The sequence below is a fragment of the Flavobacterium tegetincola DSM 22377 genome (assembly GCF_000425485.1).
Lineage (GTDB): Bacteria > Bacteroidota > Bacteroidia > Flavobacteriales > Flavobacteriaceae > Flavobacterium > Flavobacterium tegetincola.
In genome coordinates, this window is record NZ_KE384383.1 from 203132 (window position 1) to 222769 (window position 19638).

At 33.7% G+C, this 19638-nt stretch carries 20 protein-coding genes; 13 read left to right on the forward strand and 7 right to left on the reverse strand.

All coding sequences use genetic code 11. The annotated features are described in order from the left end of the window. Position 1: 1 nt before the first annotated feature. The 5 genes from H602_RS0110585 to H602_RS0110605 form a co-directional block, all read right to left on the reverse strand. Positions 2 to 502 carry an RNA polymerase sigma factor gene (locus H602_RS0110585; protein ID WP_035759433.1) on the reverse strand — a complete coding sequence of 167 codons (501 nt, stop codon included), beginning with the start codon at positions 500 to 502 and terminating at the stop codon, positions 2 to 4. Between the two features lie 162 nt (positions 503 to 664). Next, positions 665 to 1252 (reverse strand): LURP-one-related family protein, encoded by a 588-nt coding sequence (locus tag H602_RS0110590; protein ID WP_026977969.1) that lies wholly within the window; start codon positions 1250 to 1252, stop codon positions 665 to 667. 3 nt (positions 1253 to 1255) lie between these two features. Then, positions 1256 to 2095 carry a DUF6929 family protein gene (locus H602_RS0110595; RefSeq protein ID WP_026977970.1) on the reverse strand — a complete coding sequence of 280 codons (840 nt, stop codon included), beginning with the start codon at positions 2093 to 2095 and terminating at the stop codon, positions 1256 to 1258. Positions 2096 to 2212: 117 nt separating this feature from the next. Continuing rightward, positions 2213 to 3031: a hypothetical protein gene (locus H602_RS18720; protein ID WP_051224388.1), complete on the reverse strand. Its 819-nt coding sequence runs from the start codon at positions 3029 to 3031 to the stop codon at positions 2213 to 2215. 165 nt (positions 3032 to 3196) lie between these two features. After that, the gene (locus H602_RS0110605; protein ID WP_026977971.1) at positions 3197 to 3685 is read right to left on the reverse strand and encodes a peptide-methionine (S)-S-oxide reductase; all 489 of its coding nucleotides are present in this window, start codon (positions 3683 to 3685) and stop codon (positions 3197 to 3199) included. A 521-nt stretch (positions 3686 to 4206) separates the two neighbouring features. Between H602_RS0110605 and H602_RS0110615 the strand changes: the two genes are divergently transcribed. After that, entirely contained in the window at positions 4207 to 5091 is an 885-nt protein-coding gene (locus H602_RS0110615; RefSeq protein ID WP_026977972.1) for a PPK2 family polyphosphate kinase, read from the forward strand. A 62-nt stretch (positions 5092 to 5153) separates the two neighbouring features. On the opposite strand, the gene H602_RS0110620 is transcribed toward H602_RS0110615, so the two are convergent. After that, entirely contained in the window at positions 5154 to 5678 is a 525-nt protein-coding gene (locus tag H602_RS0110620; protein WP_026977973.1) for an outer membrane beta-barrel protein, read from the reverse strand. A gap of 261 nt (positions 5679 to 5939) precedes the next feature. Between H602_RS0110620 and H602_RS0110625 the strand changes: the two genes are divergently transcribed. The 4 genes from H602_RS0110625 to H602_RS0110640 all read left to right on the forward strand — a co-directional run bounded on the left by H602_RS0110625 (position 5940) and on the right by H602_RS0110640 (position 9298). Continuing rightward, complete coding sequence (locus H602_RS0110625) at positions 5940 to 6380, forward strand: GNAT family N-acetyltransferase (protein WP_026977974.1); 441 nt, start codon at positions 5940 to 5942, stop codon at positions 6378 to 6380. 6 nt (positions 6381 to 6386) lie between these two features. Next, positions 6387 to 7460: an alanine racemase gene (locus H602_RS0110630; RefSeq protein ID WP_026977975.1), complete on the forward strand. Its 1074-nt coding sequence runs from the start codon at positions 6387 to 6389 to the stop codon at positions 7458 to 7460. A gap of 182 nt (positions 7461 to 7642) precedes the next feature. Beyond that, positions 7643 to 9016: an MATE family efflux transporter gene (locus H602_RS0110635; RefSeq protein WP_026977976.1), complete on the forward strand. Its 1374-nt coding sequence runs from the start codon at positions 7643 to 7645 to the stop codon at positions 9014 to 9016. Between the two features lie 54 nt (positions 9017 to 9070). Beyond that, a complete protein-coding gene (locus H602_RS0110640; RefSeq protein ID WP_026977977.1) occupies positions 9071 to 9298 on the forward strand; it encodes a hypothetical protein in 228 nt (75 codons plus the stop codon). 128 nt (positions 9299 to 9426) lie between these two features. On the opposite strand, the gene meaB is transcribed toward H602_RS0110640, so the two are convergent. Then, positions 9427 to 10515 carry a methylmalonyl Co-A mutase-associated GTPase MeaB gene (meaB, locus tag H602_RS0110645; protein WP_026977978.1) on the reverse strand — a complete coding sequence of 363 codons (1089 nt, stop codon included), beginning with the start codon at positions 10513 to 10515 and terminating at the stop codon, positions 9427 to 9429. Positions 10516 to 10662: 147 nt separating this feature from the next. On the opposite strand from meaB, the gene H602_RS0110650 reads away from it, so the two are divergent. The 8 genes from H602_RS0110650 (at position 10663) to tgt (ending at position 19619) form a co-directional block, all read left to right on the forward strand. Beyond that, positions 10663 to 11574, forward strand: a complete 912-nt coding sequence (locus H602_RS0110650; RefSeq protein ID WP_026977979.1) for an AEC family transporter — start codon at positions 10663 to 10665, stop codon at positions 11572 to 11574. Between the two features lie 6 nt (positions 11575 to 11580). After that, positions 11581 to 12789 carry an MFS transporter gene (locus H602_RS0110655; RefSeq protein WP_051224391.1) on the forward strand — a complete coding sequence of 403 codons (1209 nt, stop codon included), beginning with the start codon at positions 11581 to 11583 and terminating at the stop codon, positions 12787 to 12789. Between the two features lie 24 nt (positions 12790 to 12813). Continuing rightward, positions 12814 to 14226, forward strand: a complete 1413-nt coding sequence (locus tag H602_RS0110660; protein WP_026977981.1) for an FAD-binding oxidoreductase — start codon at positions 12814 to 12816, stop codon at positions 14224 to 14226. After that, entirely contained in the window at positions 14220 to 15194 is a 975-nt protein-coding gene (locus H602_RS0110665) for a bile acid:sodium symporter family protein (RefSeq protein ID WP_026977982.1), read from the forward strand. Before H602_RS0110660 ends, H602_RS0110665 begins: the two co-directional genes overlap by 7 nt. A gap of 124 nt (positions 15195 to 15318) precedes the next feature. Further along, a complete protein-coding gene (locus tag H602_RS0110670) occupies positions 15319 to 16584 on the forward strand; it encodes a DNA cytosine methyltransferase (protein WP_035759436.1) in 1266 nt (421 codons plus the stop codon). Beyond that, entirely contained in the window at positions 16584 to 16907 is a 324-nt protein-coding gene (locus tag H602_RS0110675) for a hypothetical protein (RefSeq protein ID WP_026977984.1), read from the forward strand. Before H602_RS0110670 ends, H602_RS0110675 begins: the two co-directional genes overlap by 1 nt. Beyond that, positions 16904 to 17995, forward strand: a complete 1092-nt coding sequence (locus H602_RS0110680) for an HpaII family restriction endonuclease (protein ID WP_026977985.1) — start codon at positions 16904 to 16906, stop codon at positions 17993 to 17995. The genes H602_RS0110675 and H602_RS0110680 overlap by 4 nt, the downstream gene beginning before the upstream one ends. Before the next feature lie 493 nt (positions 17996 to 18488). Continuing rightward, positions 18489 to 19619, forward strand: a complete 1131-nt coding sequence (tgt, locus tag H602_RS0110690) for a tRNA guanosine(34) transglycosylase Tgt (RefSeq protein WP_026977986.1) — start codon at positions 18489 to 18491, stop codon at positions 19617 to 19619. Positions 19620 to 19638 lie beyond the last annotated feature (19 nt).

Here is a 19638-nt window from a genome sequence, read left to right on the forward strand (position 1 = left end):
ACTATTTTGCTTTTTGGTAATACAATTGGTTGACTAACGCTTGTAATTTGGTTCTCGAAACATTCAATTGTGACTTAGAAGTTCCTTCGCTAATGCCTAAAGTTTGTGCTATTTCTTTGTGAGAGTAACCCTCAATCGCAAAGAGGTTAAAAATAGCTTTACAACCTTCGGGAATTTGCTCTAGGAGTTGCAATAAATCTTCCTCTTCGAGAAAAGTATTTTCTGCAGATTCTAATGAAGGAAGTGTGGTCATGTCGTCCAGATATATGTTGAAGTTGACCTTCTTTTTCAACGTATGTAAACATTGATTGACGGCAATTTTCCTCGCCCAAGCCTCAAAAGCCAAGAGTTCCTTGAGTTGGTCCATTTTAGTAAAAATAGTATAGAACGCATCGGCCATTGCTTCTTCTATTTCTTCTTCTTTTTTCAAGTACCGTTTGCAAGTCTGGTACAACTTTGGAGCGAGAAGCTCATACACTTGCCGCTGAGCGTCTCGGTGCATTTTTTTGCAGTCTATTAATAGTTTTTCGTTTATCACAATTGAAGTGTTTCTTATATAGAGCACTTTTTTATCAAAAAGGTTGGGAGAAGATAGTTCTTTTTTGAAAATAAAAAAACCTATCGGGAAAGATAGGTTTTGAGTTTATAGCTTTTTGAAAAGAAATTATTCCTTAAAAACCATATCAATACACATTACAGCTGCTAAAACTAAAGGTCTCACAGTATCGTTTTGCGGTACATTATCGTGAATTTGCAGTACATAATTATCGGCAGAGGTAAAAAACTCTTTTCCCATTCCTGCCCATTTTTTACTTACGTGAGCCAGTTCAGTATCGCCTTTTTTGAATGAGAAATTCCAACCGGTCCATTTTCCTTGTAAGGTACATAGATCACGACCTTCCTTATCTTGAATATTGAACCTTCCGCCGAAGGAGAAAAATTTTTGTCTGAAAATTCCAACTAACTTTTCGTTTTCATCAAAAATTTCTACGTCTGAACGAAACAGCGTAAATCCTCTTTTTATACTAATTACTTTTTCGCCATTTTTAGTTTTGATTTCAATATGAAATGGAGTCATTCGTTTGAAATCGGTAAAGCGAAACATTTTAGTTAAGAATCCCAAGTTGTCCTCTCTTGTATTTAAAATCAATTGATTGGTTTCGGGATCGTAAATATCAAAATTATTGGCAGCTTTGAAAAAACCAACATGTTCTTTGACTAAAAATAAATTTTTGTTTAAAATGGGATGCATTTATTATTTGTTTAGTGTTAATTTATAAATTTGACTTTCCATAAGATCGTTATCTTGGTCTTCACAAAGTAAAAATTCAATGGATTTATCTAAATTCTTATAGAGTGTAATACCTTCAAACTTATTTTTATTTGAAATAGTAACCGTTTTCTTAAGTTTCATTGTTTCCGCGTTGATCGTTCCAAGGCTGCTTCCTAAAATAGTTCCATCTAAATAGGTGGATTGCGAATCTTCGGCAGTAGCCAGAAAGTAAAAAGTATGATCCACTAAAATGGCATCTGTAAATGTACCTCGAACACCGTTTATTTTTGGCAATTTATATTCATTGTAAAACAGCGAATAACCTTGCGTAAAATATTTATCATTGACTGTAAAAATCCCATTTCGTCCACTTTTGCCATTTCCTCTTTGAAAAAAATACCAAATTTCTCCTGTAAAAATGACGCCTTCAATATTAAAATCTTCGGCAGAAATGCCAGAGAAACTTTGCATGTTCAAGTATAAGTCCGTTAGATCATGGTTCTGAAGTACTGTTTTTGTCGCTTCGCTAATTTGAATCATCTTTTGCCGATTTTCTTTGGAACCAGAACCTACCACAAAAATATCGTCTTCAAATTGAGTAATTGCTTCAAAATCTGCTTTCTGTTTTTTAGGAACATTTTCATTTACTTCTGAATTTTCAATCAAAATATGCTTTTTTAAATCGGCAGTTTCGATGGCGTATTCGTACAAATAATGACTATTGTCTGAAATAACATATAAAATTTCATTGTTATAAATCAGTCCAGAGGCGGAACCAATTCCCATGATTTTGATAAATAAATCTAATTTAAATTTTTTCATTGCAGCAATGTGAGGTTGTTTGATGTACCAAATGTACTAAAAGTCTTACTTCCGATGTGACGATTTGGTTTGGAAATTATTTAAAGCAACCTGGAACCCAGTTTTTGTCAGCGCCAATTATTTATTTTTCAATTCTTTAATACTATTTCGGTTGGTCAAAAGGCTTTGAATTTTTCGATACATTAACAGATAAATGGTAGCTCCTGCAAGCGAAATTAACGTGCCATAATAAATACCATACAGTGGATAAACAATGGAAACGCTTAACGAATAGATAATTAAGGAGAAAATGCCGATAGGAACATTTTTGATAATTGTATGTGCGTGTTCCTTGGAATAGGTAAAATGAATGATTAATAAAAGCGGAAACAAGGTAACTGGAAACGCGGAGAAAAGTCCGGCCCAACTCGGTCCGACGAATTTTGGAACGGTTGTAATGGCCAAGATCAATAACGAAGCAAAAAAGGCACGGATAAAAATTATTTTGTAATTTAATTTGACTTTCTTCTTAATAACATTGTTTTCAATGTCTTTGAAAAGATACAAACATAAAAACGAAAATGCCATGGGAAGTAAAATCGCGATATATTTATTAATTTCAATGAAATGCAACAACCAAACGACTGAAAAATAACCCATTATAGAAAACAACACCGAAAAGAAAATACTGTATTTTATAAAATATCGTGAGGTTAAATAATAGATATAAACTACAGATAACGAGGCAACCAAGCCAATCATGTTATAAACGGCACTTTCTGCAGCAAATTCTGGGCTGACTTCCAAGCCAAAGAAAAACAATGTAATTAAGGTTCCACTGGGATATCCGGATAAAATTCCCGCTACTTTTGGACTTACATTTTCAGCGATAAGCGACAAACCCATAACAAATGCAATGGCAACGAGTAATTTAATTACAAATAGAAATTCAATCATTTTTTATTAGTGCTTTTTTTTGCAAAGGAAGGACTTTAAAAAGGATTAAAAGCGTTTAGAGGTCAGTATAGTTATACTTATGGAATAGGTTTATAGTATTTAAATTTATTTTGCAATTTGAGAAGATAGAAAGCGGTGAAAGTAATTTAGAATCCATTCGTTAGATTAAATTCGCTTGAAATGATCCAAATACTCACTTTCAATCCATTTCAGTTTGGGAGAAATATAGCGTTCACAAAAAGTACCTTCTTTATTCTTTTTATAATAATTTTGCTGCTCTTCACTATTCAGTTTGAATTCCTTAAACAACAATGCTTTTGTAATAATGCGTTCTTCAAAGTCTTTTTGAATTTCTTCAAATAAACTTTCAACCTCTTCAATTTCTTTTTCAAAAACATAAACTGACGAACGGTATTTTTCACGAAAACGATGTTCTTTTGTGGATGAATGCGTATGCAAATGAACCGAAATTAAAATGTGCAACGAAATAATAGTCGGATTGTAATGAACAATAACGGCTTCTGAAAAAGTCTCATGGGGATAAACGGCACTAATCCATCCTTGTTCCACTTTTTCCACACCTTTCAAGGCTTGAAAATAAGCTTCGGTGCACCAATGACATCCGCCTCCGAAAGCAATTTTTTTTAAGGTCATTTTATATATTAAAATTTTAGAGTACGTGCGTTTCTATTTTGAAATTAATTCTTTCTAAATGTAATTAATTTTCATCCTAATAACTTCATCATCCAAGTTAATCAAATCATCAATCACGCTTTTTACCTGATTGATGAAGCTTTTTGCCTCGACTGCCAAGCTTTTAACTTCATCAACGAGGTTATTTAGGTGTTCGTTCAGGTTATTCACCTCGTAGATGAGGCTTTTTGCTTGATGGATGAAGCTAAAAGGGTTATTTTTAAGCTGGAAATTAGTGAATTCAAGTTATTTGCTTGTTATTAATAATGAAAAGGTTTTTTGATTAGCTTATTCTTAATAAATACAATTAAAAACATGGTTTATTTGAATTATTAATAATTCATGTTTGAGTGGAAGTTTTAAATTTTCTTTTTAAGAATGTAATAGGTGGACACAAAATTCGTAAAAATTTGGTTATACAAATAGGCACTAGTTTTTTACTTTCACTATTAATCCATACTTTTATATAAACCAAAAAACCAATGAAAAATTTAAACATAGCAAGTCTTCGTGTAACGGAAACCATAAAACTCTCGGAACTTCCAACAGAAGTCAAAGTCAACAAAGACCATTCGCAACTCAAAAAGAAGCTAAAAAAAATACGCCACGAGTTGAGCGAAATTCAAGACAAGATGTATGCTCATAATAAATATAGTGTTCTGATTTGTTTGCAAGGCATGGATACCGCAGGAAAGGACAGTTTGATACGTGAAGTTTTTAAAGAAATTAATCCGCGTGGTGTTGTGGTGGAAAGTTTTAAAACCCCGACGAATGCCGAATTGGAACACGATTTTTTATGGCGTCATTATAAAGCGTTACCGGAACGTGGAAAAATTGGCGTGTTCAACCGTACGCATTATGAAAATGTTTTGGTCACACGCGTGCATCCCGAATACATCATCAATGAAAATATCCCAACAATACTTAAGGTAGACGACATTCCCGAAGATTTCTGGCAAGAACGCATGAAACAAATGGTAAATTTTGAAAGTCATATTTCCAACAGCGGCACCATTGTACTTAAATTTTTTCTGCATTTAAGCAAAGAAGAACAACGTGAACGCCTTTTGAGACGGTTGGAAGAAGACAAACACAATTGGAAATTTTCGCCGGGTGATTTAGAAGAGCGAAGCCATTGGGACAAGTACCAGGAATGCTATGAGGAAATTTTAAACAGTACTTCTACCGAGAAAGCGCCGTGGTTTGTAGTTCCAGCAGACGATAAGGAATTGTCACGATACATTGTAGGAAAAATAATTTTGACCGAATTACAAAAATACACCGACATTCAAAACCCAGAACTGGACGAAGAAGTGCAAGACGACATCAAAAAATATAAGAAAATTTTAAGCGACAGTAAAGAATAAGGCATAAAAAAACCCTGAAAAATATACTTTTTCAGGGTTTTGAATTTTATAACAAGAAGGTATTACAATTTGAAACCGTAAGCCAAACGCAACGCCAATTGGCCCATTCCTTCGTTACCTTTTGCATTTACAAAGTCATTGTAGTACTCGTAACGCAAACTTAAATCAACATATTTTGTAGCATAACCAATTCCAGGTGCTAAAATTAAAGTGGTTTGGTCGTAATCATTTGTTACAGAAAAACCAGCACCAACTTCTCCAAGTAAGTAAAAACGATCTTCCCAAATAAAACCTTTAAAACCTGCTTTTACAGGAATAAAGCCTAAATCTTTAGTAGCGTCTTCTTTAAATAAATTGGTAAAACCAGTAGTTAAAGTCAATGACGTTTTTTGAGAAAGATCATATTGCAAACGCACATCAGCTCCTAATGCCAAACCAAAAGCATCGTCAAAAACATATCCTGCATTTGCTCCAAAGCCTAATTTAAATTTTTGTTCGTAATTGTCTCCTTTGATATCTTGTGCGTTAACAGTTCCAACGAAACATAGTGCAATAACAGCAATTAGTGATTTTAAATTCTTCTTCATGTTCTTTGTTTTTAATTTAATTATGTAGTCTACTTCTGTTTGTTTTAAAGTAGGACGCAAAGATATACGCGGCATTTTGAATAAAGATTATACCATTTTTTTGATTTATTACAGCATTTGCACATTGTCATACATTGAGATTTCGCAGTGTTCGCCAAGACGATTTTAAAGCCTTCTAAACTAGAGTTAACAAAATTTAACTTCAATCTTTTGGAAAAAGAGACGAAATTGTTAACTTGGGGTATAATTAAAAATAGATACATGATTACAATTCAAAAATTTGATAAAAACCAAAAATTCACAGACGGAAAACAAGCAGATGTAAATGAATTTCTGTTTAAAAGTTTGGAAGAATACGGTGACCCAAAAAGCGATATCAATGACGCGATGGATTATTCGTTAGGATTAGAAAATTCGCCTGGCGGTTTTGTTCTAGTGGCAAATGATGGCGATAAAGTTGTGGGTGCTGTTGTGGTAAACAGAACGGGAATGAAAAAGTACATTCCAGAAAACATCTTGGTTTACATCGCTACCGATCCCGAATATAGAGGAAAAGGCATCGGAAAAAAACTTATGGAAACGGCTATAGAAACAGCTGAAGGAAGTATCGCACTTCACGTAGAACCCAACAATCCTGCAAAAGGCTTGTATGAGAAATTAGGGTTTACCAACAAGTATTTAGAAATGAGATACATCAAATAAAAATATATGGCTTATATAACTTTAGAAACTAAAAAGTTAGCAAATAATTTCAACCACTTAAACGATTTTTTTAAAAGCCACAACATCGATTGGTCTATTGTGACAAAAATTTTGTGTGGTAACAAAAAATACCTCACAGAGTTATTAAATCTAGGGATTAAGCAATATTCGGATTCACGGATTTCTAACCTCAAGATGATTAAAAATCTAGACCCAAATGCTGAAACCATCTACATCAAGCCACCTGCAAAAGGGGTAATTGAAGATGTGGTTACGTATGCAGATATTAGTATGAACACTGATTTTCATACCATTGAAATGCTTTCTGAAGAAGCAGTAAAGCAGGATAAAATTCATAAAATCATTATCATGATCGACCTTGGCGAACTACGCGAAGGGGTTATGCGAGAAGATTTTATTGATTTCTATGCCAAAGTTTTCGAGATGAAAAACATCGAAGTTGTTGGTTTAGGAACAAATCTGGCTTGCCTTTACGGGATTTTACCCAACAATGATAAATTGATTCAATTGTGTTTGTACAAACAACTTATTGAACTTAAGTTTAATGTTAAAATTCCATTTATTTCAGGAGGTTCGTCAGTGACGATTCCTTTGATAAAACAAGGTACTTTACCCAAGGATATTAATCATTTCCGTATTGGCGAAACGCTTTTTATGGGAACAGATGCCTACAATCACGTGCCATTTGAGAACATGGACAATGACATTTTTAAACTCTATGCTGAAATCATCGAATTGTATGAAAAGCCGCTAATTCCAAGTGGTGAACTAGGTTCAAATCTTGAAGGTGATGTGGTTACTTTTGACGATAAAAACATTGGTAAAAGTACCGTTAGAGCCATTATCGACATCGGATTACTTGACATCGACATGAAACACCTGGAAGCTACGAATGAAAACGTCAAACTAGCTGGTGCAACTTCAGATATGGTGGTATTAGATTTAGGCGAAAATTTAGAAAATTTCAAAGTTGGTGACCAAATGGAATTTACCCTAGATTATATGGGAATTGTTCGGATTATGAATTCAAAATATATAGAGAAACGAGTAGTGCATTAATCTACAAGTTTCGATTTCTTGATTTTGTACTGATTGTACGAAGTTGTACTAAAGTAAGTGAAGACTTCCCGCATCTGCGAAAAGAAAATAGCTAGAGTGAGATGTGAAATTATTTAGAGAATAATTTTACATCTCACTTTCTTTACCTTTAAAGATTCTATCTTTGCAAAAAAATTGCAAAAGTGAATTTACAACAATATACTAAAGAATTTTCTTATAACTTTAAGTTGGCTTACCCTATCATTTTAGGTATGGTAGGTCATACTTTGGTGGGAATTGTCGACAATATCATGGTTGGGAAATTAGGTCCAACTGAACTAGCAGCCGTTTCTCTAGGGAACAGTTTTGTTTTTATTGCTATGTCATTGGGAATTGGATTTTCAACGGCAATAACTCCTTTAATTGCCGAAGCAGATGGTGCAAAAGACATCAAAGAAGGCCGAAGCATTTTTCAGCACGGACTTTTGTTGTGTACGGTTTTGGGAATTTCTCTTTTTACAATTATCTTCTTTTCAAAACCAATAATTGGTTATATGAACCAGCCAGCGGATGTGGTTGAAATGGCAAAACCTTATCTTGATATCGTGGCTTTTTCACTGATTCCTTTAATTATGTTTCAGGCTTACAAACAATTTGCCGACGGTAAATCAGAAACAAAGTACTCCATGTGGGCGACCATTATTTCAAATATTGTCAATGTACTTTTAAACTACCTGTTGATTTACGGAATATGGATTTTTCCAGAATTAGGTATTATTGGAGCAGCTGTAGGAACTATTGCTTCTCGAATTGTCATGTTGATTTATATGCATTTGGCGTTGAAAAGTCGTGTGAAATTCCATCCTTATTTTGAAAACTTTAGTTTCAGTGAAATTAAAAAGGTTGCTTTAAAGAAAATCATCAACCTCGGAACGCCTTCTGCAATGCAAATGTTTTTTGAAGTGGCTTTATTTACAGGAGCCATTTGGCTTTCGGGTGCTTTAGGAACCACAAGTCAGGCGGCCAATCAAATTGCATTGAGCTTGGCTTCACTTACCTTTATGTTTGCCATGGGATTAAGTGTTGCGGCAATGATTCGTGTGGGAAACCAAAAAGGATTACGCGATTATCCAAAATTGCAATTGGTAGCACGTTCTATTTTTCTTTTGGCTATTATTTTAGAAATTGTTTTCGCTTTAATATTTGTCATTTTCCACCAATACCTTCCGGAAATGTTTGTCAGTACAGCACATGATATGAATTTTGCAGAAAATCAAGAAGTAATTCGGATTGCAGCCCAACTGCTTTTAGTGGCAGCCATTTTTCAAATTTCAGATGGAATTCAGGTAGTTATGTTAGGAGCTTTACGTGGTTTGCAAGATGTAAAAGTACCGATGTATATGACTTTTGTAGCTTATTGGATTATCGGGTTTCCCATTTCAATCTATTTAGGACTTTATACTGATTTAGCAGCCGCCGGAATTTGGATTGGACTTTTAGCAGGACTTACCGCAGCCGCATTATTTTTGTATCTTCGCTTCGAAAAATTAACAAACAAATTAATCAATACTAATTAAATAATATAGGTAGGAACAAGTCGCGACTTGTATCTACGTGAAAAAACATAAAATATGGACTTACCAAAATTTTTACTAGGAGACAATACTGATTTTCCAGATGATATTTTCATCATTCATTTAGATTACCCACGTTTCATCATCAATTTAAAAGACGATGAGGTAGAGTTTATTGAAGAAGAAGAAGATTTAGACGAGGCTGAATTAAATGCGGAAATGGAGAATCTAATTACTTTAGCGAATGAATTTTACGACCGTGAAATAGCGCTTTATGAGGAATAAAATATAACTTTAGCCACAGATTCAATAGATTAAAATGATTTCTAACATAGTTGTTAAATCTGTGTAAATCTTTTCAATCAGTGGCCAAAAAAATCAGTGAAAATTCGTGCTAATCTGTGTGAAAATTTTTACTTTTTAAAATAATGTTCCAATAAAATACTAGCAGCTGCAAATGGTGATAATTCATTTTTTTGCACTGCTTTTTTATTTTCTAGCAAAAGCTTTTTGATACTAGAATCATTATAGAAGTCATTTTTCAATTGTTCTTCAATGGTTTCCATCATCCAATACTGATTTTGGTCTTGACGTTTTTCTTCAAAATAATGATTGGAAGTAGTCAATTCTAAATAATCTGAAATGGTTTTCCAAACCGATTCAATTCCTTCTTTAGTTATCGAACTACACGTCATCACTTTTGGATTCCAACCCGAACTTTTGGCAGGAAATAAATGCAAAGCCCGATTGAATTCTACTTTTGCCAATTGTGATTTTTTGATATTATCGCCGTCCGCTTTATTGATGACAATTGCATCAGCCATTTCCATAATACCGCGTTTAATTCCTTGCAATTCATCTCCAGCTCCTGAAATTTTTAAAAGCAAGAAAAAATCAACCATACTGTGAACCGCAGTTTCACTTTGACCAACACCAACAGTTTCGATAATGATAATGTCAAATCCATTTGCCTCGCAAAGCGTAATAGTTTCACGGGTTTTTCGCGCCACACCTCCTAAAGTAGCACCAGAAGCTGACGGTCTAATGTAAGCGTTTTTGTCCTTCACCAATTCTTCCATTCGGGTTTTGTCTCCTAAAATACTTCCGTGCGAAATTGTTGAACTTGGGTCAACCGCTAAAACGGCCACTTTTTTACCTAAACTTGTTAGATGAAGTCCGAACGCTTCAATAAATGTACTTTTTCCAACACCTGGAACACCTGTAATTCCTATCCGAACTGATTTTTTTGAGTGTGGCAAACATGCATTGATGATCGTATTGGCTTTGGCCAAATGCTCCATATTGGCACTTTCAACCAAAGTTATCGCCCGACTCAAAGCCGTCATATTTCCGTCTAGAATACCGCTAATCAATTCATCCGCTGAAGGTTGTTTTCTGCGAAAGCTTTGAATAGTAGCAACCGAATTTTTGTTGACAATTTCAGGAGTTGAAACGCCTTGTTTTTCAGATAAAGCAGATGTTTGTGGAGCGTAATTTTTCACATTTTTGTTTTGAAAAGTAAAAGTACTGAAAAGAGCTAAGGTTTCAAAAAGCAATACCGAAATTAGAAGCAAAAGTCAATTTATAAAAATTACTTAAAAATGCGCCATCCAATTTTATAGTAGTATTTTTGCATCCTCATAAACACTATGGAAAATATAATTCTAATCTTTGTTTGCTTAATTATTGGTTTTCTTCTTCAGAAAATCAAGGATTTCCCTTCAAACAGCCATCAGGTTTTAAATCAATTTGTGATTTATATCTCGCTTCCTGCATTGGCTTTATTTTACATTCCAAAGATTCAAATCAGTAGCGATTTACTTTACTCATTGGCGGTTCCATGGGTTGGTTTTGTACTTTCTTTTCTGTTTTTTTCAATATTGGGAAAGAAATTAGGATGGTCAAAAAAACTAATCGGTTGTTTGGTTTTAACTGGAGGTTTAGGAAATACGGCCTTTGTTGGATTTCCTGTAATTGAAGCGTTGTATGGAAAGCAAGGATTGGAAACCGCAATTATTATTGACCAACCTGGAACTTTTGTGGTTTTGGCAACATTAGGTGTTTTGGTCGCTTCGTATTATTCTAGAGGAGAAGCAAGTGCATCAATGATTGTAAAGAAAATTTTGTTGTTTCCGCCATTTATTGGTTTTGTAATTGCGGCATTATTTAATGTGTTTCAATATGACTTTGTAGAAGAGTTACAATCGGTTTTTCAAAAGTTAGGAAGTACGGTTACACCTATTGCGTTAATTGCTGTTGGACTTCAACTTACTTTTGAACGAAAAAGTAAACATTGGGGATTTTTAACATTAGGATTGGCTTTCAAATTATTTTTGACACCTGCTATTTTTTACTTTGTATATATAATTATTTTAGGGAAAACCGGATTAATTATGGATGTTTCGATTATGGAAGCGGCAATGGCTCCAATGATTACGGCATCAATATTAGCGTCCACTTACGGTTTAAAACCAAAATTGAGTAGTATGATGATTGGTTTCGGAATTCCAATTTCTTTTTTGACGTTAGCTTTTTGGTATTGGATTTTACAGACATTTTAAAGATTTATGGAAATAGAAAATAAAACAAGTTCAGGGATACAAAATGAAGTGGTGCAAAAAACCGTTTATCCCATTTTATTTGCAGTTGCCATTGCCCATTTATTCAATGATTTATTGCAAGCCGTTATTCCAGCAGCTTATCCTATTTTAAAGGAAAATTACAATTTATCTTTTACACAGATTGGTTTGATTACTTTGTCGTATCAATTGGCGGCGTCAATTTTGCAGCCAATTGTAGGATTATATACCGATAAACATCCCAAGCCATTTTCGCAGATGTACGGAATGTTATTTACACTTGCTGGAATTATAACTCTGGCATATGCTACAAGTTTTAACATCGTACTTGTAGCGGTGGTATTAGTTGGAATTGGTTCGTCTATTTTTCATCCTGAATCGTCTCGGATTTCCTTCTTAGCTTCGGGTGGCAAAAGAGGTTTAGCACAATCTATTTTTCAACTTGGTGGAAATGCAGGAACGGCAATTGGGCCGCTTTTAGTTGCATTTATCGTTGTTCCAAGGTCGCAACATCACATTGTTTGGTTTGCTATAATTGCTATAATGGCACTTTTTGTATTATATCGAATTGCTTTTTGGTACCAGAATCATTTGATTTTAAAGGCAAAGAAGAAATCAGACATTGTTCTGCCTAATTTGACTAAAAGGCAAGTTACATTTTCTGTAATGATATTACTTGTACTCATATTTTCGAAGTTTTTTTATATGGCAAGTATTTCCAGTTATTTTACTTTTTATTTGATGGATAAATTTCAACTTTCCATTCAAGACGCTCAATTTCATTTGTTTTGGTTTCTTGCAGCTTGTGCCGTTGGAACGTTACTTGGTGGACCTTTGGGTGATAAATTTGGACGTAAATACGTAATTTGGTTTTCTGTTTTGGGAGCCGCTCCATTTACACTACTGTTGCCTTTTGCCGATTTATTTTGGACGGGAATTTTATCAGTCGTAATAGGAATGATTATTTCATCTGCCTTTCCAGCCATTTTGGTTTATGCACAAGAATTATTACCTAAAAAACTGGGAATGGTTTCCGGTTTATTCTATGGTTTTGCCTTTGGAATGGGGGGATTGGGTTCGGCATTATTGGGTAATTTAGCAGATCAAACGAGTATTACTTATATTTATCAACTTTGTGCTTATTTACCTTTAATTGGAATTGTTGCTTTGTTTCTACCAAATTTAAAGAAGAAATAGTATTTTTGATTTAGAACTTAAACTATGAAAAACGGACTTATATCGCCTGAAATTATTGAGAAACTGTCGCAAATTGTCGGGTCTGATTTTATTTTTACCGATGAAGAAACACGGCGAAACTATGGTCACGACGAAACGGAAGATTATAATTTTCCACCATCAGTTTTACTAAAACCTGCCAATACAGCTGAAATTAGTGCTATACTAAAACTGGCTAACGAACATTTGATTCCAGTAACGCCAATTGGTGGTCAAACGGGATTAAGTGGTGGTGCCTTATCCATTCATCAAGGAATTGGTTTGGCAATGGAACGCTTAAATAAAATCATCGAAATCGACGAAAATAATTTACAAATTATCGTTGAACCTGCTGTAATTACTCAAGTTTTGCGTGAAGCTGTTGCCGAGAAAGGTTTGTTTTATCCACCCGACCCAAGTTCGCAAGGAAGTTGCTGGATTGGCGGAAATGTTGCTGAAAATGCTGGTGGAGCAAGAGCTGTAAAATATGGAGTGACCAAAGATTATGTGTTGAACTTGGAAGTGGTTTTGCCATCTGGTGAAATTATTTGGACAGGTGCCAATACCCTAAAAAATTCCACGGGTTATAATCTGACGCAATTGATGGTGGGAAGTGAAGGAACTCTTGGTGTGATTACTAAAATTGTTTTGAAGTTATTGCCTCAAAACCAACATACCATATTAATGTTAGTTCCTTTTTTCAATGCCAATCAGGCTTGTGAGGCTGTTGCCAAAATTTTTCATGCCGGAATTGTTCCAAGTGCATTGGAATTTATGGAACGCGATGCGATTGATTGGACTTTGAGATATATTGACGGTGTAAATGTGGTAATTAAAGATGAAATCCAAGCCCATTTACTGATTGAAGTTGACGGGAATTATCCGGAAATATTATTCAACGAAGCGGAGAAAATAAGCGTGGTTTTAGAGCAATTTGAAATCGATGAAATTCTCTTTGCCGATTCAGAAGAACAAAAAAATGCCTTGTGGAAATTGCGTCGTGCCGTTGGTGAAGCTGTAAAATCAAATTCGATTTATAAAGAAGAAGATACCGTAGTTCCGCGATATGAATTACCTAAATTGCTTTCTGGAATTAAGGCAATTGGTGCTAAATACGGTTTTAAATCAGTTTGTTATGGTCATGCAGGTGATGGGAATTTACATGTGAATATTGTCAAAGAAAATATGAGTGACGAAAATTGGCAGACAGAAATTCCAAAAGGAATCAGAGAAATTTTTGAATTAACGGTTTCTTTAAAAGGGACACTTTCTGGTGAACACGGTATTGGCTACGTTCAGAAAAATTATATGGATATTGCTTTTTCGAAAGTACAAATGGACTTGATGAGAAACATTAAAAACGTTTTCGACCCAAATAAAATATTGAATCCCAGTAAAATTTTCCCTGACTTATGCTAAAAAAAATTAAGATTGAACCGTTTGTATTAGCTATAATATCAACCGTTTTATTAGCTTATTTAATTCCGTTTTTTGGAAATAAAGAAATGGTTAAACCTATTTTATTAGGAGTTAGTGGCGTAGGAATCTCGTTGATTTTCTTTTTTTATGGGTTGAAATTGAATTACACGATCATAAAGGAAGTACTAAAAAACTGGAAAGTCCACTTGATTGTTCAGTCGGCGACATTTATTTTGTTTCCGTTAATTGTACTGCTTTTCTATCCGTTTATAAGGACGGATACCGCACATACTTTATGGTTGGCGGTGTTTTTCCTAGCAGCTTTGCCTTCATCAGTTTCGGCTTCTGTGGTTATGGTTGCCGTGGCAAAAGGAAATGTTCCAGCTGCAATATTTAATGCGAGTCTTTCAGGAATCATTGGTATTTTGATTACACCGATTTGGATGAGTTATTTTATCCAAGTTGAAACTATGGACTTTGATTTTAGCGAAATTTATTTCAATTTGATTACTGAAATTATCGTTCCGCTTATTCTAGGAATTTTATTACAGCGCTTTTTTGGTGGATGGGCCATTCGGCATGCTGCTAAAATAAGTACGTTTGATAAATCCATCATTTTACTAATTGTATTCAAAAGTTTTTCTGAATCGTTCTTAAATGGAATTTTCAGTAGCATTGGTATTGTGGATATGTTATTACTTGCAATGGCTGTGATTTTACTTTTTTGGTTTGTTTATTACACGTTGAAATTTATTTGCTACCGCCTAGATATTAATAGAGAAGATAGTATTGCAATTTTATTTTGCGGCTCTAAAAAATCACTTATACATGCTTCTGTGATGTCGAAAATCATGTTTGCTCATTTGCCATTTGTTGGAATTATGCTTCTTCCTGTGATGTTATTTCACGGCTTTCAAATTGTTTTTGTTAGTTTTATAGCTGCGAAAAAAGCGAAGGAGATTTTGTAAAATTTTGTCTGATACAACTTATAAACTTATAACTTTATTGCTAATATTATAAAACCTAAAACAGCTTAAGTCGTCTGTAATATATTTAGTATTTTAGCAACTTAATAGGCAACGAAAAATAAAAATGAAATTTAAAGAGAAGATATCGCTAGAAAAAGTATTTGAAAAAGACTACAAAATTAAACTTGTCGAATCTGAAAACAACAAAGAAGCGATAATTACTCATTTTTTGCATAACAGCAAAAACGGAATTTCGCAATTTTTTAAAAAAGATGCTATTGAATATTCGAAAGAAATTTTGCAATACAAATATCCGCAAGAAGAAATAACAAATGTTGTTGCCGAAGAAGCATTACAGTATGGTATTTTTAAAACTTTTGAAATTCCTTTTCCACCTGCAGAAAATCCTAAATTTACATTTATAGATCTTTTTGCAGGTATTGGCGGATTTCGTTTGGCACTGCAAAATCTTGGTGGAAAGTGTGTTTTTACAAGTGAATGGGATAAAGAGGCCAAAAGAACTTATAAAGCAAATTTTGGAGAAAGACCATTTGGCGACATTACCAAGGAAGAAACTAAAAAATATATTCCTGATAATTTTGATTTGCTTTGTGCAGGATTTCCTTGCCAAGCATTTTCTATAGCGGGAAAACGTGGCGGTTTTGAAGATACAAGAGGTACATTATTTTTTGACGTGGCAGAAATTATAAAACGTAAACAGCCAAAAGCTTTATTTTTGGAAAATGTAAAAGGTTTAAGAAGTCATGATAAAGGAAAAACGTTAGAAACTATTTTGAATGTTTTACGAAATGATTTAGGTTATTTTATACCAGAGCCGCAAATTGTTAATGCTAAAAATTTTGGTGTTCCTCAAAATCGTGAAAGAATTTATATTGTTGGATTTCATAAAAGTTTAGGAATAGATACATTCAATTATCCAAAACCTTTAGATGTACAAGTAACTTTCGCTGATGTAAAAGAGGAAAATGTGCCACCGACAAAATATTATTTATCAACCCAATATGTTCAAACGTTAGTAAATCATAAAGCTAGACATGCAAGCAAAGGAAATGGTTTTGGTTATAATATTGTTGCAGATGAAGAAATAGCAGGAGCAATAGTTTGTGGAGGTATGGGAAGAGAAAGAAATTTAGTTTTAGATTTTAGAATTACAGATTATACACCAACAACACATATAAAAGGAACTGTGAATCGTGAAGGTATACGTAAAATGACACCGAGAGAATGGGCAAGATTACAAGGTTATCCAGATAATTTTATGATTCCTGTTGCTGATGCTTCTGCGTATAAACAATTTGGTAATTCAGTTGCAGTTCCTGCAATTCAAGCAACTGCGGTTGAAATTTTAAATACTTTAGAAATCAGATAATGAAATCAATAGAAAAATACAATCAGAAATTATTTGTAAGTTTAGGTTCAGAACTTGACTGTGAACGATATTCTCAACTTTCTACTAATGAAAAATTAGAAGAATTGTTGAAGCCTAATGAATTTGTTTATTTTAAAGTAAATAATTTCAAAGAAGCGTGTGATTTATGTCAAAACTTTATAAATCATTTTAACCTTGGAGGTTCAAATTGGATAGGTGGTAGAATTATTAATGAAAGTAATAATTTCATTGCAAGAATTTCATACAATGGCAGAATTTGGGATAATGAAGATTATGAAGTTGCAAAAGAAATTATCTTATGATAACAGGTAATAAAGGTGAATGGAGTGAGTTCTATGTATTTTTAAAATTGCTTGCTGACGGAAAAATTTACGCTGCTGATAAAAATTTAATTAAAAATGAAAACTTATTTTATAAAATATTAAAAATTATTCGCGGAAATGAAAGAGATTATCAATATTTAAGAGAAACTGAAGTAATAATTCTGGATGAAAACGATGAAGTAATTTCGAAAATTTCAATAGAAGAAATAAATCTTATTACAAAAAAATTCTACGAAGGAATAACAAAAGGCAGTACGGGTGAAAGAACATTTAATTTAGATTTTGCTGCAAATGTTTTTCAGCAATTTTACACAAATTCTTTATCTGATGAAAGAAAACAAACAGCAGATATCAGAATTGTTATTCACGACCCGATAACGCAACACGAGCCTTTACTGGGCTTTAGCATTAAGTCATACATTGGAAGTAAACCCACACTTTTTAATGCAAGCAAAAACTCTAACTTTATTTTTCAAGTTATTCCCTCGTTGGATAATGCGGCAAAAGATTATGTAAATAATTTAGATACTTATGGAATTAGAATGAAATGGCTTAATGATAATGGATATCAATTTAAATTCAAAAGAGTTAACGGCGAATTATTTCAATCTAATTTAGAACTTATAGATAGCAAAATGCCAGAAATAATGGCAAGCCTGATATTGAATTCTTATTTGACTGACAAAAATAAATTAGAAGATTTGGTAGAAATTTTAGAGCAAGAAAATCCTTGTGGTTTTAACATTTCTACAAATCAAAATTTCTATAAATATAAAATCAAAAGAATATTAATAGATGCCGCTTTAGGAATGAAAGCAGGAAAAATGTGGGACGGCACTTTTAATGCGAATGGAGGTTATATTATCGTGAAGAAAGATGGCGATATAGTTTGTTTTCATATTTATAACTGGAATGATTTTCAAGATTATCTTTTAACCCATACAAAAATTGATTATCCAGATAGTAAACCAAATCGCTGCGATTTTGGAAGAATTTTAAATGCAGATGAACTTGACGAAAAAGAAGGTAGTTTTATAAAATTAAATTTTCAATTCAGATTTATCTAATTTATTAAATTATTGAGAAGTAATTTTATTTATTGTTTTTTAAAGGTTTAGTTATCGTAAATAATTAATAAATCACTCTTACATAATATCTGACTTTGAAGCTATTGATTTTATTATTAAAATAAAATACTCGATTGTTTGCGCCAAAAGAAATAGCTTCGAGCTTGCATAAATTCGCCAACCAAGTTGAAAATCCCCGATCTGAAGATTTTTTCTGTTTTCCCGCTTTGTTTAAAGAAGCCCAAAAGATCAAAAGAAGCCTAAAGATGGTTTAATTATCCCTGACTGGAAGTGGTATCCTTTTCAGGATGCTTTTTGCAGCCGGAAAAGATATAACGGAAGGCAGGATTATGGAAAAGAAGAAGCCTAAAGCCGTGATCCTAGAAAATAAAAATTTAATTTTCAATGGTGTGGGTAGTTTTATTTAACATCATTTTAAAGTATAAAACACTTATATTTGCCCACTTAAATTCACTGGCAGAAAATAGCATTTATGAAGTTTGACTTATTAGCACAAGATCCGCAGTCCAAAGCACGAGCGGGAAGTATTACGACTGATCACGGGGTTATTGAAACGCCTATTTTTATGCCTGTTGGTACTGTGGCTTCTGTAAAAGGAGTGCACCAACGCGAATTAAAAGAAGAAATCAACCCCGATATTATTCTTGCAAACACGTACCATTTGTATTTACGTCCACAAATGGATATCCTTGAAAAAGCGGGTGGATTGCATAAATTTATGAATTGGGACCGCCCAATTTTAACGGATTCTGGTGGATACCAAGTGTATTCGCTTTCGGCAAATCGGAAGATTAAGGAAGAAGGAGTGAAGTTTAAATCGCATATTGACGGTTCATACCACTTTTTTACACCGGAGAATGTAATGGAAATTCAAAGAACGATTGGAGCTGATATTATCATGGCTTTTGACGAATGTACGCCTTATCCATGTGATTATAAATATGCTCAACGTTCCATGAAAATGACGCATCGTTGGTTGGACCGTTGTATATCACATTTGGAAAAAGTGCCTTACAAATATGGATTTGAACAAACGTTTTTTCCAATTGTTCAAGGAAGTACGTATAAAGATTTACGAAAACAATCGGCAGAATATATTGCCAATTCTAATCAGCAAGCCAACGCTATCGGCGGACTTTCAGTGGGTGAACCTGCCGAAGAAATGTATGCCATGACGGAAGTGGTGTGTGATATTCTTCCGGAAGATAAACCAAGATATCTTATGGGTGTTGGAACACCAATCAATATTTTAGAGAATATTGCGTTAGGTGTAGACATGTTTGACTGTGTAATGCCAACTCGTAATGCCAGAAATGGAATGCTATTTACCGCTCACGGAACCATTAATATTAAAAATAAAAAGTGGGAAGCCGATTTTTCGCCAGTCGATGAAATGGGACATACCTTTGTAGATACCGAATATACTAAAGCGTATTTGCGTCACTTGTTTGCTGCAAATGAGTATTTAGGAAAACAAATTGCTACCATTCACAATCTTGGATTTTACATGTGGCTCGTACGTGAAGCTAGAAAGCACATCATTGCAGGCGATTTTAGAACTTGGAAAGACATGATGGTAAAACAGATGAATCAACGACTTTAATTAGCGACTGAAAACGGAA